This window comes from Pseudomonas fluorescens (genome assembly GCF_005938625.1).
GTDB lineage: Bacteria > Pseudomonadota > Gammaproteobacteria > Pseudomonadales > Pseudomonadaceae > Aquipseudomonas > Aquipseudomonas fluorescens_BD.
This window is the reverse complement of record NZ_VCNJ01000005.1, coordinates 56,140-69,810: the sequence shown is the minus strand read 5'-3', so window position 1 is coordinate 69,810 and position 13,671 is coordinate 56,140. Positions and strand designations below refer to the sequence as shown.

The window sequence follows — 13,671 nt, the reverse complement described above, 5'->3', positions numbered from 1 at the left end:
AGCGAACCCCGTGGAGTGAGCATGACAACAACAATTTCCCCCGACTCGCGCTGGACGCGGCGGCGCGATGAGAAGCAGCGCCGCCTCGACAAGGTGCGCGCGCTGGCCGACGGTGTGGTGTTGCCCACCGACAAGATCGTCGCCGCGCTCGAAGCGCTGATCCATCCCGGCGACCGTGTGGTGCTGGAGGGTAACAACCAGAAGCAGGCGGATTTCCTTTCGCGCTCGCTGGCCAAAGCCGACCCGGAAAAGCTTCACGACCTGCACATGATCATGCCAAGTGTTGGCCGCTCTGAGCATCTGGATCTGTTCGAACGCGGCATCGCTCGCAAACTCGATTTCTCCTTCGCCGGCACCCAAAGCCTGCGCATCAGCCAATTGCTCGAAGACGGCCTGCTGGAAGTCGGCGCGATCCACACTTACATCGAACTCTACGCCCGGCTGGTGGTGGACCTGATCCCCAACGTCGTGCTCTCGGCCGGGTTCATGGCCGACCGCGCCGGTAACATCTACACCGGCCCCAGCACCGAAGACACCCCGGCACTGATCGAACCGGCCGCGTTCAGCGACGGCATCGTCATCGTCCAGGTCAACCAATTGGTCGACGACGTCAGCGAGCTACCGCGCGTGGACATTCCCGCGTCGTGGGTCGATTTCGTCGTGGTCGCCGACAAGCCGTTCTACATCGAACCGCTGTTCACCCGCGACCCACGCCACATCAAACCTGTACACGTGCTGATGGCGATGATGGCGATTCGCGGCATCTACGAAAAACACAACGTGCAGTCGCTCAACCACGGCATCGGTTTCAACACCGCCGCCATCGAGCTGATCCTGCCGACCTACGGCGAATCCCTCGGCCTCAAAGGCAAGATCTGCCGCAACTGGACGCTCAACCCGCACCCGACGTTGATCCCGGCGATTGAAAGTGGCTGGGTCGAAAGCGTGCATTGCTTCGGCACCGAACTGGGCATGGAAAACTACATCGCCGCGCGCCCGGACGTGTTCTTCACCGGCCGTGACGGCTCGTTGCGTTCCAACCGAATGTTCTGCCAACTGGCCGGGCAATACGCGGTGGATCTGTTTATCGGCGCGACGTTGCAGGTCGATGGCGATGGCCATTCCTCAACCGTCACCCGTGGCCGCCTCGCCGGTTTCGGCGGTGCGCCGAACATGGGCCACGACCCGCGCGGTCGCCGTCACGGCACCCCGGCGTGGCTGGACATGCGTCACGACGACTCGCAGCAGCCGATGCTCGAACGCGGCAAAAAACTCGTGGTGCAAATGGTCGAGACGTTCCAGGAGGGCGGCAAACCGACCTTCGTTGAAACCCTCGACGCGGTAGAAGTGGCGAAGAAAAGCGGCATGCCGCTGGCGCCGATCATGATTTACGGCGACGACGTCACCCACCTGCTCACCGAAGAAGGCATCGCCTACCTGTACAAGGCACGCTCGCTGGAAGAGCGCCAGGCGATGATCGCCGCGGTCGCCGGCGTCACCGCCATCGGCCTGCGCCACAACCCGAAAGACACCGAACGCATGCGCCGCGAAGGCCTGATCGCTTTGCCCGAAGACCTCGGTATCCGCCGCACCGACGCCACCCGCGAATTGCTCGCGGCGAAAAGCGTGGCCGATTTGGTCGAGTGGTCTGGTGGCCTGTACAACCCGCCCGCGAAATTCAGGAGCTGGTAATGCACGCATTTAACCTGCAAGCGAAACCGCTGTCCCTGGCTGATCGATTGGCCGACCTGGCGGTGGACGCGTTGATCGACGAGGCCGATCTGTCGCCGAAACCGGCACTGGTCGACCGTCGCGGCAATGGCGCGCACACCGATTTGCACTTGGGCCTGATGCATGCTTCCGCGCTGGCGTTGTGGCCGGCGTTCAAGGAAATGGCTGAAGCGGCGGTTGCAATCGGTGAAGTCGATTCAACGTTGCGCGAAGCGATTGGCCGGATCGGTCGTGAAGGCGAGCAAGCCATGCTCACGACCACCAACGGCGTGAACACGCATCGCGGGGCGATCTGGGCCTTGGGATTATTGGTGACCGCCGCTGCACTGGAACCGCAATCCTCCAGCGCCAATGCCGTGACCCTACGCGCCGCACGTCTGGCCTTGCTGGACGATCGCCACGCACCCAAACCCTTGAGCCACGGCGCGCAAGTCGCCCTGCGTTACGGCGCACGCGGTGCTCGTGAAGAAGCGCAACTCGGCTTCCCTTCGGTGCTGCAACGCGGCCTGCCACAACTCAAACGCAGCCGTGCCCAAGCAAGCGGCGAACAAAACGCCCGGCTCGACGCCTTGCTCGCAATCATGACCAATCTGGCCGACACCTGCGTGCTCTACCGCGCCGGTGAAGAGGGCCTGCACGCCATGCAGTCCGGCGCGCAAGCCGTGCTCGACGCCGGTGGCAGCGCCAGCCTCAGCGGTCGTCGTCGCTTGCACGAACTGGATCAACAACTCATCGCATTGAATGCCTCGCCCGGTGGCGCCGCCGACTTGCTCGCCGCCACGCTGCTGCTCGACCGTATCGAGCGCGACGGCAACTCTCAGGGAGCGTTTTGATGGAAAGCCTATCGTTTGAATTCCCCGCCGGGCAGCCGCCACGCGGTCGCGCGCTGGTCGGTTGTGTCGGCTCGGGTGATCTGGAAGTGCTGATCGAACCGGGCCTGGCCGGCAAGCTGACGATCAATGTGCAGACCTCGGTCAACGGCGCACAACTGCGCTGGCAGCATCTGTTTGCGCGGATGTTCGACGGCACCACGCCGCCGGCAATGGCCATCGATATCCACGATTTCGGCGCGACGCCGGGGGTGGTGCGCTTGCGTCTGGAACAAGGTTTCGAGGAGATCGGCCATGACTGACAGCGCAGCGCTTTTGAACAAACACAGCTTCGTCGAACTCGGCGCGCGGCAACGGGCGAAAGCCTTGCTCGATGCCGGCAGCTTTCGTGAGTTGCTCGATCCGTTTCAACGGGTGATGTCGCCGTGGCTCGAACGTCAGGGCGTGGTGCCGCAGGCCGATGACGGTGTAGTGATCGCCAAGGGCAGCCTCGACGGTTTGCCGGTAGTCATTGCCGCAATTGAAGGCGCATTTCAGGGCGGCAGCCTTGGCGAAGTCGGCGGGGCGAAGATTGCCGGCGCGCTGGAACTGGCGGCTGAAGACAACCGCAAAGGCATTCCGACCCGCGCGGTGTTGCTGCTGGAAACCGGCGGTGTGCGCTTGCAGGAGGCCAATCTCGGGCTGGCGGCGATTGCCGATATTCACGCAGCGATTGTCGATTTGCAGCAGTACCAACCGGTGGTCGGTGTGGTTGCGGGCAGCGTTGGGTGTTTCGGCGGCATGTCGATTGCTGCCGCGCTGTGCAGCTATTTGTTGGTGACTCAGGAAGCGCGCCTCGGCTTGAACGGCCCGCAGGTTATCGAACAGGAAGCGGGGATCGAAGAATACGACTCCCGCGACCGGCCATTCATCTGGAGCCTGACTGGCGGCGAGCAGCGTTTTGCCAGTGGTCTGGTGGATCGTTACGTCGCCGATGACGTGGCGAAGATTCGTCAGCAGGTTGGTGAATTACTGCAGCAGGGTTTGCCAGCGAAACCACGCAGCCAGCGCGCCGAGTGGTTTCTGCAACGCCTCGGCAATCTGAACACTGACCCGCAAATCGAACCGTCGGTGGTTCGCGATCTGTATCAAGGAGAGCGCTCATGAGCGGTTATTCGCTGCGCGGTTTGAACTGGTTCAACGCCTTGAGCGCGGGCGCTGTCGCGGTCGAAGGGCTGCCGCCATCGTTGAAGGTGGGTGACGGTGAGCTGGGGCGTTTTATCGCTGTGGTCGCTGACCCGGACAATCGTTTCCCGCGCGCTCGTAATGGCGAAGTCGGTTTGCTCGAAGGCTGGGGTCTGGCCAAGGCTGTGGATGATGCGATCAGCGTTGATCGCGATAAAGCGCAGAAGCGCCCGATCATCGCCATCGTCGATGTGCCGAGCCAGGCTTATGGTCGGCGCGAAGAAGCCCTCGGCATTCATCAGGCGCTGGCCGGTGCGGCGGACAGTTACGCCCGTGCGCGTTTGGCCGGGCATCCGGTGATTGCGTTGTTGGTCGGTAAAGCGATGTCCGGGGCGTTTCTGGCTCATGGTTACCAGGCCAATCGTTTGATCGCGCTGCGTGATCCGGGCGTGATGGTGCATGCGATGGGCAAGGCGTCGGCGGCGCGGGTGACCTTGCGCAGTGTTGAAGAACTGGAAGCGCTGGCCGCCAGTGTGCCGCCGATGGCTTATGACATCGACAGTTATGCGAGCCTCGGATTGCTCTGGGAAACCCTGTCTGTGCAGCAGATTGAACAGCCGACCACAGAGGATCTGGCGCGGGTGAACGAATGCCTGAAACAGGCCATCGGCGATATCGCCAGCACTGACTTGAGCAATCGCCTCGGCGCGAAAAATCGTGCGGCCTCCAGCAAGGTTCGCGAACTGTTGAGGGCGCAGTGGTGAGCACGCCTCTGGCCCACGATCTGCTCTGGGGCATGACCCCGGCGCAGTTGCCGGCGGATGCGCCGCTGTGGGCAGTCGAGTCATTGGCCGCCGGGCAACCGGTGGTGGTGCGGCGGGCGTTGAGTGCAGAAGGTTTTGTCGCGGTCGGCGTGCGCGGTGTGTTGCGCGAACAGCGGCTGGCAGCGTTTATGGCGGTCGATTCGATTGCCTGTCGGGTCAGTCCGGAAGCGCTGTGTCACGTCGACAGCGAGCGCGATCTGCCGGTCATGCAGGCACTCAAACAACTGCGGCCAATGCTCGACGATTGCGGTTGGGTCTGGGGTGTCAGCGGCAGTGTCGGGTTTGAATTGGCCAGTGGTTTTACCGCGATGCACGCGGTCAGCGACCTCGATTTGATTCTGCGTACACCGCAACTGATCACCCGTAATCAGGCACGCAAATTCGTCGCGATTTTCGATCAAGCCGTGTGCCGGATCGACATGCAGTTGCAGACGCCGTTCGGTGCGGTCGCATTGCGCGAGTGGGCCAGCGGATCGGCACGCGTGCTGCTGAAAAACGAGTATCAGGCCTGTTTGGTGACTGACCCGTGGAACCCGCAGGAGCAGGCAGCGTGAGCAGTCTGCTGGTATTCCCCGGCCAGGGCGCGCAGCAAGCGGGCATGCTGCAGCGCTTGCCTCGGGAGTCGTTGACCGAGGCCAGTGATGTGCTCGGTGAAGATGTATCGCTGCTGGATTCCAGCGCAGCGTTGCGCACGACAAGGGCGGTTCAGCTCTGTCTGCTGATCGCCGGCGTCGCTGCTTCGCGGCAGTTGTTGCAGGACGGACTGACGGCGGACTACGTCGCAGGCCTGTCCATCGGTGCTTACCCGGCAGCGGTGGTCGCCGGGGCCTTGAGCTTCAGCGATGCGCTACATCTGGTCAGCCTGCGCGGCGAACTGATGCAACAGGCTTATCCACAAGGCTACGGCATGACCGCGATCATCGGCCTGCAGTTATCCACAGTCGAAACGCTGCTGGCGCAGGTGCACAGTGAAGATTCGCCGGTGTATCTGGCCAACATCAACGCCGACAATCAGGTGGTGATTGCCGGCAGTGACAAGGCCATGCAAGCGTTGGCCGAACTGGCGCGCAGTCGTGGCGCCGGTCTGGCAAAACGTCTGGCGGTAAGCGTGCCGTCGCACTGCCCATTGCTGGACAAACCGGCGCAAACCCTCGCCGAAGCTTTCGCCAAGGTCGAACTGAAAACCCCGAAAATCGCTTACCTGAGCGGCAGTCGCGCACGCCCTGTGACCAAAGTAGAAGCGCTGCGCGACGACCTCGCCTTCAACATGTGTCGCGTAGTGGATTGGCGCGGCACCGTGCAAAGCGCTTATGAGCGCGGCGTGCGTTTACAGATCGAACTGCCGCCCGGTGCGGTGCTGACCGGGCTGGCGCGCCGGGTGTTCGAGCAAGGCACGGTCACAGCCTTCGACAGTGCGCGCCTCGACACCCTGCAAGCGCTTTTGCGTGAGGAGGGTGGCCGCCAACTCTAAAACCGCCGACTCAAGCTTCGAACAACAAAAACAACATTCGACGATGCACTTTGAGGACTACAACAATGATTATTTACGGTGTGGCGCTGCTCGCGATCTGTACGCTGGCAGGGGTGATCATGGGTGACATGCTCGGCGTGTTGTTGGGCGTCAAATCCAACGTCGGCGGGGTCGGCATCGCCATGATCCTGCTGATTTGCGCGCGGTTGTGGATGCAGAAGCGTGGCGGCATGACCAAGGAATGCGAGATGGGCGTCGGCTTCTGGGGCGCGATGTACATTCCGGTGGTGGTGGCCATGGCCGCGCAGCAGAACGTCGTCACCGCGTTGCATGGCGGTCCGGTGGCCGTGCTGGCGGCGATCGGTTCAGTGGTGGTCTGTGGCTGCACGATTGCCTTGATCAGCCGCACCCATAAAGGCGAACCATTGCCTGACGAGCCGGCGGAAATCTCCCCGGTCGGCACGCCAGTAGGAGGCCGCTGATATGTGGGATCTCATCGAGAAAGGTCTGGAACACAACGGCTTGGTCACTGCCTTCGCTTTTGTCGGCGTGATCATGTGGGTGTCGGTGATTCTGTCCAAACGCCTGACGTTCGGACGCATTCACGGCTCGGCGATTGCCATCGTCATCGGTCTGGTTTTGGCATGGGTCGGCGGCACCATGACCGGCGGGCAGAAAGGCCTGGCGGATCTGACTTTGTTCTCGGGTATCGGCCTGATGGGCGGGGCGATGCTGCGTGATTTTGCGATTGTGGCCACCGCGTTTGAAGTGCAGGCGACCGAGGCGAAGAAGGCCGGGTTGATCGGTGTCATTGCCTTGCTGCTGGGCACGATCCTGCCGTTCATTGTCGGCGCGTGCATGGCCTGGGCGTTCGGTTATCGCGATGCGGTGAGCATGACCACCATTGGCGCGGGAGCGGTGACTTATATTGTTGGGCCGGTGACTGGCGCGGCGATTGGCGCGACCTCGGATGTGATGGCGCTGTCGATTGCCACCGGGTTGATCAAGGCGATTCTGGTGATGGTCGGCACGCCGGTCGCGGCGCGTTGGATGGGGCTGGATAACCCGCGTTCGGCGATGGTATTTGGTGGCTTGGCCGGGACTGTCAGCGGCGTGACTGCTGGGCTGGCGGCGACGGATCGACGGTTGGTGCCTTATGGGGCGTTGACGGCTACGTTTCATACCGGGCTTGGGTGTTTGCTTGGGCCATCGCTGTTGTTCTTCATCGTTCGCGGGATTGTTGGCTGAAGATCAAAAGCCCCTCACCCTAGCCCTCTCCCGGGGGGAGAGGGGACTGACCGGGGTGGATGGAGGAGGTACATCGACCTGAAATTTCTGAGTGGAACTCAGGTTCTGAGAAGCCCCCGATCTGCTCCCTTTCCCCCTCTACCCCTTGGGGGAGAGGGCTGGGGTGCGGGGGTTGCTCTTGATCTTGATCTAAGCCCCAGCCTGCCGATTCGCATACATCCGACACTCCGCCAACAACGCCAGCAAATTCGGATCGCGCTCCTTGGCTTTCAAAAACACTACGCCAATGTGCTGCTGCAACCGGTACTTCTCCTGCAACGGAATCAGCTTCACCCGATTCTCATACACCGCCGCAATCCTTCCTGGCAGCAACGCATAACCCACCCCCGAGCTGACCATGCTCAGCAGCGTGAAGATGTCATTCACCTGCATCGCCACTTTCGGCTCGAACCCCGCTTGCTTGAACACCCGGTTACCGTCCTGATGGGTCGCGAAGCCCTGAGTCAGGGTGATGAAGGTTTCATCGCGCACTTCGGCCAGATCCACTTCATTGCGCTGGGCGAACTTTGAATCTGCCGGGGTGGCGAGGAAGATGTCATCGGAAAACAGTGCAATCTGCTCGCAATCCGGGTCGTTGATGCTGTCGTCCAGCGACACCAGTATCGCGTCGACTTCCATGTTCTTCAGCTTGTAGAGCAGGTCGATGTTTGAGCCGAGTATCAGGTCGATGTTGAGTTCGCTGCGGCGGATTTTCAGGCCCATGATCAGTTGCGGTACGGTTTTCACCGTCAGCGAATACAGGGAGCCGAGTTTGAAGCGTTCAGCCGAGAACCCTGCGGCTTCGCGGGTCAGGCGTACGCTTTCGACGACGTCGTTGATCAGCTTCTGTGCGCGCTCTTCGAGTACATAAGCACTTTCCAGCGGCGTCAGGTTGCGCCCTTCGTGTTTGAACAGCGGGCAGCGCAGGGCGCTTTCCAGCGAGTGAATCGCGCGGTGCACGCTGACGTTGCTGGTCTGCAGCTCGGCAGCAGCACGGGCGAGGTTGCCGGTGCGCATGAAAGCGAGGAACACCTCGAGTTTTTTCAGGGTCAATTCTTCGTCGATCAGCATGGCGCGGACTCTTTTTGGAATGCGTCGATTGTGCCTTGAAGATCAAAAGATCGCAGCCTTCGGCAGCTCCTACATTGGAATGCGTTCGAAGGTAGAAGCTGCCGAAGGCTGCGATCTTTTGATTGCGCTTTTACGCCCAAGGCCCGAGCCTTGCGCGCTGCGGTAATGAATATGAGGTATGCGATACATGTATCACGGAGAACGATTGAACGCCTGGACCCATCTGGTCGGGGCAGTGGCGGCTTTTGTCGGCGGCGTGTGGATGTTGGTGATCGCCTGCCTGGATGGCAGCCCGTGGAAGATTGTCAGTGTGGCGATTTACGCGTTTACCCTGCTGGTGCTCTACAGCGCATCAACCGTGTACCACAGCGTGCGCGGGCGCAAGAAAGCGATCATGAAGAAGGTTGATCACTTTTCGATCTACCTGTTGATTGCCGGCAGCTATACACCGTTCTGCCTGGTGACCCTGCGCGGGCCGTGGGGCTGGACGTTGTTCGGGATTGTCTGGGGGCTGGCGCTGATCGGCATTCTGCAAGAGATCAAACCGCGTTCGGAGGCGCGGATTCTGTCGATCGTGATTTACGCGGTGATGGGCTGGATTGTGTTGGTGGCGGTCAAGCCGCTGATTGCGGCGCTGGGTACGACCGGGTTTGCCTGGCTGGCGTCAGGCGGGGTTTTGTACACGGTGGGGATTATCTTTTTTGCCCTCGATCACCGGTTGCGGCATGCGCATGGGATTTGGCATTTGTTCGTGATTGCCGGGAGTTTGCTGCACTTTGTCGCGATTCTGTTTTATGTCCTGTAGCCCGGCTTACTGATCGTTCCCACGCTCTGCGTGGTAACGCCTCCTGTGACGCTCTGCGTCACGCTGTTTGGGACGCGGAGCGTCCCGGGCTGCATTCCCACGCAGAGCGTGGGAACGATCAGTCCGGCAAAAAGGTTTAGAAATCACCCCAAAGCTGCTGAGCCACCGCCAGTGCAACCACTGGCGCGGTCTCGGTGCGCAACACGCGAGGGCCGAGGCGGGCGGCGTGGAAGCCGTTGCCTTTGGCCTGCTCGACTTCGGCGTCCGTCAAACCACCTTCAGGCCCGATCAGGAACGCCAGCGTCGCCGGTTTGGCATGACTCACTAACGGCTCGGCCACCGGGTGCAACACCAGCTTCAACTCGGCTTCAGTCTGCTTGATCCAGTCCGCCAACAACACCGGCGGATGAATCACCGGCACCCGCGAACGCCCACATTGCTCGCAAGCGCTGACCGCCACCTGACGCCAGTGCAGCAGGCGCTTGTCGGCACGTTCGTCCTTGAGGCGGACTTCGCAGCGATCACTGAAGATCGGCGTAATTTCATTCACGCCCAGTTCGGTGGCTTTCTGAATCGCCCAATCCATCCGCTCGCCACGGGACAAGCCCTGGCCGAGGTGGATGTGCAGCGGCGATTCGACCTGGCCGGCGAATTGCTCGTCGATCTGCACGGTCACGCGTTTCTTGCCGACTTCCAGCAGAGCGCCGCGAAACTCATGCCCGGAACCGTCGAACAACTGCACTGCATCGCCCTCGGCCATGCGCAGCACGCGGCTGATGTAATGCGCCTGAGCCTCCGGCAATTCGTGTTCGCCGGTGCTCAGGGGGGCGTCGATAAAGAAGCGGGACAGTCTCATTTCGGGTCTCTGGAAAGATTAGATCGTTCCCACGCTCTGCGTGGGAATGCCTCGATGGACGCTCTGCGTCCGCTTTGGGACGCGGAGCGTCCTGGGCTGCATGCCTTTGCTGCGCGTGGGCACGAGAAGTTGGTTAGCCCGGATCGCGGAAACCGGGATGGAAGTCTTTCGGCACGGCCACACTGACGCTGTCACGCGTAGCAATGTCGATGCCTTCGCTAGCCACTTCGGCGAGGAAGTCGATCTGCTCCGGGGTGATCACGTACGGCGGCAGGAAATACACCACGCTGCCCAGCGGCCGCAGCAATGCGCCACGCTCCAGCGCATGCTGGAACACCTTCAAACCGCGACGCTCCTGCCAAGGGTAGGCCTCTTTGGTGGCTTTATCCTTGACCATCTCAATGGCCAACACCATGCCGGTCTGACGCACTTCAGACACGTTCGGGTGATCGACCAGATGCGCCGTCGCCGAAGCCATGCGCTGGGCCAATGCCTTGTTGTTCTCGATGACGTTGTCCTGCTCGAAGATATCCAGCGTCGCCAATGCCGCCGCGCACGCCAGCGGGTTGCCGGTGTAGCTGTGCGAATGCAGGAACGCGCGCAGGGTTGGATAGTCGTCGTAGAACGCGCTGTAGACCTCATCGGTGGTCAGGCACGCCGCCAGCGGCAAATAGCCGCCCGTCAGGGCTTTCGACAGGCAGAGGAAGTCCGGGCGGATGCCGGCCTTTTCGCAGGCAAACATCGTCCCGGTGCGACCGAAACCAACGGCGATTTCGTCGAGGATTAAATGCACGCCGTAACGGTCGCAGGCTTCGCGCAGCAACGTCAGGTACACCGGGTGATACATGCGCATGCCACCTGCGCCCTGAATCAGCGGCTCGACGATCACTGCCGCGACACTGTCATGGTTCTCGGCCAAGGTCTGTTCCATGGCCGCGAACATGTTGCGCGAATGCTCTTCCCAGCTCATGCCCTCGGGGCGGCCGTAGCAATCCGGGCTCGGCACTTTGATGGTGTCCATCAGCAGCGCTTTGTAGGTTTCGGTGAACAGCGGCACGTCGCCGACCGCCATCGCCGCCATGGTTTCGCCGTGGTAGCTGTTGGTCAGGGTGACGAAGCGCTTTTTGTTCGGTTGGCCGCGATTGAGCCAGTAATGAAAACTCATTTTCAGCGCGACTTCGATACAGGACGAACCGTTATCGGCGTAGAACACCCGGTTCAGCCCTTCCGGGGTCATCTTCACCAGACGCTCGGACAGCTCGATCACCGGTTGATGGCTAAAGCCGGCCAGAATCACGTGCTCAAGTTGATCGACCTGATCCTTGATGCGCTGGTTGATGCGCGGGTTGGCGTGGCCGAATACGTTGACCCACCACGAGCTGACCGCGTCGAGGTAGCGTTTGCCTTCGAAGTCTTCGAGCCAGACGCCTTCACCGCGCTTGATCGGGATCAGCGGCAGCTGTTCGTGGTCTTTCATCTGGGTGCAGGGATGCCACAACACCGCGAGGTCGCGTTGCATCCACTGGTTATTCAGGCCCATTTACAGTCTCCTCGAGGCGGCTCGCGTCAGGCGCGGGCAAACAATCGCGCAAGCCTATGCAATGCGTCGCGCGGGGACAACCCATTGTGTCGATTGAGCTACTTTGTATGAGCCGATAGACGTCGCTGGCGGCGTTTTGATGGCTAACGTATTCTTCGCGGTTCTTTGGGTCGTCTGACCCGCAAAACTGCTTTTTCCTACGTGTATTTCCGGAGTTCGCTGAATGTCTGTCGGTTGGCTGCGCGCCTGTGCGCTGGTGATGTTGGGGCTGTTCAGCGTTACAGCGCTGGCCAAGGATAAAACCGCAATCGTGATCGGCGGCGGCCTGTCGGGCCTGACTGCCGCTTATGAACTGCAAAACAAAGGCTGGCAGGTCACCCTGCTGGAAGCCAAGCCGAGCATGGGCGGACGCTCGGGCATGGCCACCAGCGAGTGGATCGGCAACGACAAGACCCAGCCGGTGCTGAACAAGTACGTTTCGACGTTCAAGCTCGGTACCACGCCGGCTCCGGAATTCGTGCGTACCCCGGGCTACCTGATCGACGGCGAGTATTTCTCTGCCGCCGATCTAGCCACCAAGCAACCGGCTACTGCCGATGCCCTGAAGCGCTATCAGAAAACCCTCGACGATCTGGCGCGCTCGATCGACGACCCGCAGAACCCGGCGGCGACCGCCACCCTGCACGCGCTGGACCAGATCACCGTGTCGAGCTGGCTCGACAAGCAGAATCTGCCGGCCACCGCGCGCCAGTTGATCAACCAGGACATCCGCACCCACTACGACGAACCTTCGCGTTTGTCGCTGCTGTACTTCGCGCAGCAGAACCGTGTCTATCGCGGCATCTCCGACCGTGATCTGCGCGCTTCGCGTCTGGTCGGCGGCAGCCAGGTGCTGGCGCAGGCGTTCGTCAAACAGATCAAGACGATCAAGACCAATTCGCCAGTGTCGGCGATCAATCAGGACAAGGACGGCGTGACCGTCAAGGTCGGCAGTGTTGGATACCAGGCTGATTACGTCGTACTGGCCGTGCCATTGCGCGCACTGAACAAGATTGCGCTGACGCCGGCGCTGGATGCCCAGCACATGGCCGCGATCAAGGGCACCAACTACGGTTGGCGCGACCAGATCATGCTGAAGTTCAAGACGCCGGTGTGGGAAAGCAAGGCGCGCATGTCCGGCGAAATCTACAGCAACACTGGTCTGGGCATGTTGTGGATCGAGCCTGCCCTGAAGGGCGGCGCCAACGTGGTGATCAACCTGTCCGGCGACAATGCCCGCGTGATGCAGGCGTTCGGCGACAAGCAGATGGTCGATCAGGTGCTGATTCGTCTGCACGCGTTTTATCCACAGGCCCGTGGCTCGTTCACCGGCTATGAAATTCGTCGCTACAGCACCGACCCGTCGATGGGCGGCGCGTACCTGGCTTATGGCCCGGGCCAGATCAGCAAGTTCTGGCGCCTGTGGGAACATCCGCTGCAACGCGTGACGTTCGCTGGCGAACACACAGACACCTTGTACCCGGGCACGCTGGAAGGCGCACTCCGCACCGGTCAGCGTGCTGCCAGTCAGGTTGAAGATCTGGCGGCGGGCAAGTCGTTTGAGCCGGCGAAGGTGGTACCGGCCGCAGCAGCGGCAGGCGCGGCGGGTGCCGTGGCGGCGAAGAAGGGCAACTTCTTCAGCAACCTGTTTGGTGGTTCGGATGACGAGAAGAAGCCTGAGCCTGTGAAAGCGCCAGAGCCGGCTCCTGCTCCGGTCGCTCCAGCGCCTGCGCCGACCCCGGCACCCGCGCCAGCTCCGGTGGAACCACCGAAACCAGCGACCCCGGTGAAAGCTGAACCGGCGAAGAAAGCAGCGGCCAAGCCAGCGGCGAAGAAGCCTGCAGCTAAAACCGAGGCGAAGAAGGCGCCGGCCAAACCGGCAGCGAAAAAGGCCGAACCGGCGAAGAAGCCAGCAGCCAAGCCTGCTGCAACGACCGAGACCAAGGCGCAGTAAGCCTTTGCTTCAATAAAAAACGCGGCCATACGGGCCGCGTTTTTTTTGCCGGAAGCGCGCGCTGCAATCCTTCCCGGTGCAGTCTCAAGGCTTACCTTT

Annotated in this window: 14 protein-coding genes; 11 read left to right on the top strand and 3 right to left on the bottom strand. The window is 61.4% G+C overall.

Going from position 1 to position 13,671, the window contains the following annotated elements; genetic code table 11:
• Positions 1 to 21 precede the first annotated feature (21 nt).
• The 9 genes from mdcA to madM all read left to right on the top strand — a co-directional run bounded on the left by mdcA (position 22) and on the right by madM (position 7,268).
• A complete protein-coding gene (mdcA, locus tag FGA82_RS04965; protein WP_141126234.1) occupies positions 22 to 1,692 on the top strand; it encodes a malonate decarboxylase subunit alpha in 1,671 nt (556 codons plus the stop codon).
• Complete coding sequence (locus tag FGA82_RS04960) at positions 1,692 to 2,564, top strand: triphosphoribosyl-dephospho-CoA synthase (protein WP_141126233.1); 873 nt, start codon at positions 1,692 to 1,694, stop codon at positions 2,562 to 2,564. The genes mdcA and FGA82_RS04960 overlap by 1 nt, the downstream gene beginning before the upstream one ends.
• On the top strand, positions 2,564 to 2,863 hold the full coding sequence (locus FGA82_RS04955) for a malonate decarboxylase subunit delta (protein ID WP_141126232.1): 300 nt from the start codon (positions 2,564 to 2,566) through the stop codon (positions 2,861 to 2,863). Before FGA82_RS04960 ends, FGA82_RS04955 begins: the two co-directional genes overlap by 1 nt.
• Positions 2,856 to 3,707: a biotin-independent malonate decarboxylase subunit beta gene (locus tag FGA82_RS04950; RefSeq protein WP_141126231.1), complete on the top strand. Its 852-nt coding sequence runs from the start codon at positions 2,856 to 2,858 to the stop codon at positions 3,705 to 3,707. Before FGA82_RS04955 ends, FGA82_RS04950 begins: the two co-directional genes overlap by 8 nt.
• Entirely contained in the window at positions 3,704 to 4,489 is a 786-nt protein-coding gene (gene mdcE / locus FGA82_RS04945; protein WP_141126230.1) for a biotin-independent malonate decarboxylase subunit gamma, read from the top strand. Before FGA82_RS04950 ends, mdcE begins: the two co-directional genes overlap by 4 nt.
• Positions 4,483 to 5,103 carry a malonate decarboxylase holo-ACP synthase gene (locus tag FGA82_RS04940; protein WP_141126229.1) on the top strand — a complete coding sequence of 207 codons (621 nt, stop codon included), beginning with the start codon at positions 4,483 to 4,485 and terminating at the stop codon, positions 5,101 to 5,103. Before mdcE ends, FGA82_RS04940 begins: the two co-directional genes overlap by 7 nt.
• Complete coding sequence (gene mdcH, locus FGA82_RS04935; RefSeq protein WP_141126228.1) at positions 5,100 to 6,020, top strand: malonate decarboxylase subunit epsilon; 921 nt, start codon at positions 5,100 to 5,102, stop codon at positions 6,018 to 6,020. Before FGA82_RS04940 ends, mdcH begins: the two co-directional genes overlap by 4 nt.
• Before the next feature lie 65 nt (positions 6,021 to 6,085).
• Complete coding sequence (madL, locus tag FGA82_RS04930; RefSeq protein ID WP_038358777.1) at positions 6,086 to 6,502, top strand: malonate transporter subunit MadL; 417 nt, start codon at positions 6,086 to 6,088, stop codon at positions 6,500 to 6,502.
• Position 6,503: 1 nt separating this feature from the next.
• Complete coding sequence (gene madM / locus FGA82_RS04925; protein WP_095049482.1) at positions 6,504 to 7,268, top strand: malonate transporter subunit MadM; 765 nt, start codon at positions 6,504 to 6,506, stop codon at positions 7,266 to 7,268.
• 189 nt (positions 7,269 to 7,457) lie between these two features.
• Here the strand turns inward: madM and FGA82_RS04920 are convergent, their stop codons facing one another.
• The gene (locus tag FGA82_RS04920) at positions 7,458 to 8,378 is read right to left on the bottom strand and encodes a LysR family transcriptional regulator (protein ID WP_141126227.1); all 921 of its coding nucleotides are present in this window, start codon (positions 8,376 to 8,378) and stop codon (positions 7,458 to 7,460) included.
• 187 nt (positions 8,379 to 8,565) lie between these two features.
• On the opposite strand from FGA82_RS04920, the gene trhA reads away from it, so the two are divergent.
• Positions 8,566 to 9,183, top strand: a complete 618-nt coding sequence (trhA, locus tag FGA82_RS04915; protein WP_007913708.1) for a PAQR family membrane homeostasis protein TrhA — start codon at positions 8,566 to 8,568, stop codon at positions 9,181 to 9,183.
• 136 nt (positions 9,184 to 9,319) lie between these two features.
• Here the strand turns inward: trhA and FGA82_RS04910 are convergent, their stop codons facing one another.
• Both FGA82_RS04910 and FGA82_RS04905 read right to left on the bottom strand, forming a co-directional pair.
• Positions 9,320 to 10,039: a 16S rRNA (uracil(1498)-N(3))-methyltransferase gene (locus FGA82_RS04910; RefSeq protein WP_141126226.1), complete on the bottom strand. Its 720-nt coding sequence runs from the start codon at positions 10,037 to 10,039 to the stop codon at positions 9,320 to 9,322.
• 133 nt (positions 10,040 to 10,172) lie between these two features.
• Positions 10,173 to 11,579, bottom strand: a complete 1,407-nt coding sequence (locus FGA82_RS04905; RefSeq protein ID WP_141126225.1) for an adenosylmethionine--8-amino-7-oxononanoate transaminase — start codon at positions 11,577 to 11,579, stop codon at positions 10,173 to 10,175.
• A 223-nt stretch (positions 11,580 to 11,802) separates the two neighbouring features.
• Between FGA82_RS04905 and FGA82_RS04900 the strand changes: the two genes are divergently transcribed.
• On the top strand, positions 11,803 to 13,572 hold the full coding sequence (locus FGA82_RS04900; protein ID WP_141126224.1) for a flavin monoamine oxidase family protein: 1,770 nt from the start codon (positions 11,803 to 11,805) through the stop codon (positions 13,570 to 13,572).
• The last annotated feature ends 99 nt before the right edge of the window (positions 13,573 to 13,671 follow it).

Bases quoted from the DNA above. Each gene is read 5' to 3' on its own strand.
- trhA (WP_007913708.1), top strand. From the start codon at position 8,566: ATGTATCACGGAGAACGATTGAACGCCTGGACCCATCTGGTCGGGGCA.
- FGA82_RS04955 (WP_141126232.1), top strand. From the start codon at position 2,564: ATGGAAAGCCTATCGTTTGAATTCCCCGCCGGGCAGCCGCCACGCGGT.
- madL (WP_038358777.1), top strand. From the start codon at position 6,086: ATGATTATTTACGGTGTGGCGCTGCTCGCGATCTGTACGCTGGCAGGG.
- FGA82_RS04950 (WP_141126231.1), top strand. From the start codon at position 2,856: ATGACTGACAGCGCAGCGCTTTTGAACAAACACAGCTTCGTCGAACTC.
- FGA82_RS04920 (WP_141126227.1), bottom strand. From the start codon at position 8,378: ATGCTGATCGACGAAGAATTGACCCTGAAAAAACTCGAGGTGTTCCTC.
- FGA82_RS04910 (WP_141126226.1), bottom strand. From the start codon at position 10,039: ATGAGACTGTCCCGCTTCTTTATCGACGCCCCCCTGAGCACCGGCGAA.
- mdcE (WP_141126230.1), top strand. From the start codon at position 3,704: ATGAGCGGTTATTCGCTGCGCGGTTTGAACTGGTTCAACGCCTTGAGC.
- FGA82_RS04905 (WP_141126225.1), bottom strand. From the start codon at position 11,579: ATGGGCCTGAATAACCAGTGGATGCAACGCGACCTCGCGGTGTTGTGG.
- madM (WP_095049482.1), top strand. From the start codon at position 6,504: ATGTGGGATCTCATCGAGAAAGGTCTGGAACACAACGGCTTGGTCACT.
- mdcA (WP_141126234.1), top strand. From the start codon at position 22: ATGACAACAACAATTTCCCCCGACTCGCGCTGGACGCGGCGGCGCGAT.
- FGA82_RS04960 (WP_141126233.1), top strand. From the start codon at position 1,692: ATGCACGCATTTAACCTGCAAGCGAAACCGCTGTCCCTGGCTGATCGA.
- FGA82_RS04900 (WP_141126224.1), top strand. From the start codon at position 11,803: ATGTCTGTCGGTTGGCTGCGCGCCTGTGCGCTGGTGATGTTGGGGCTG.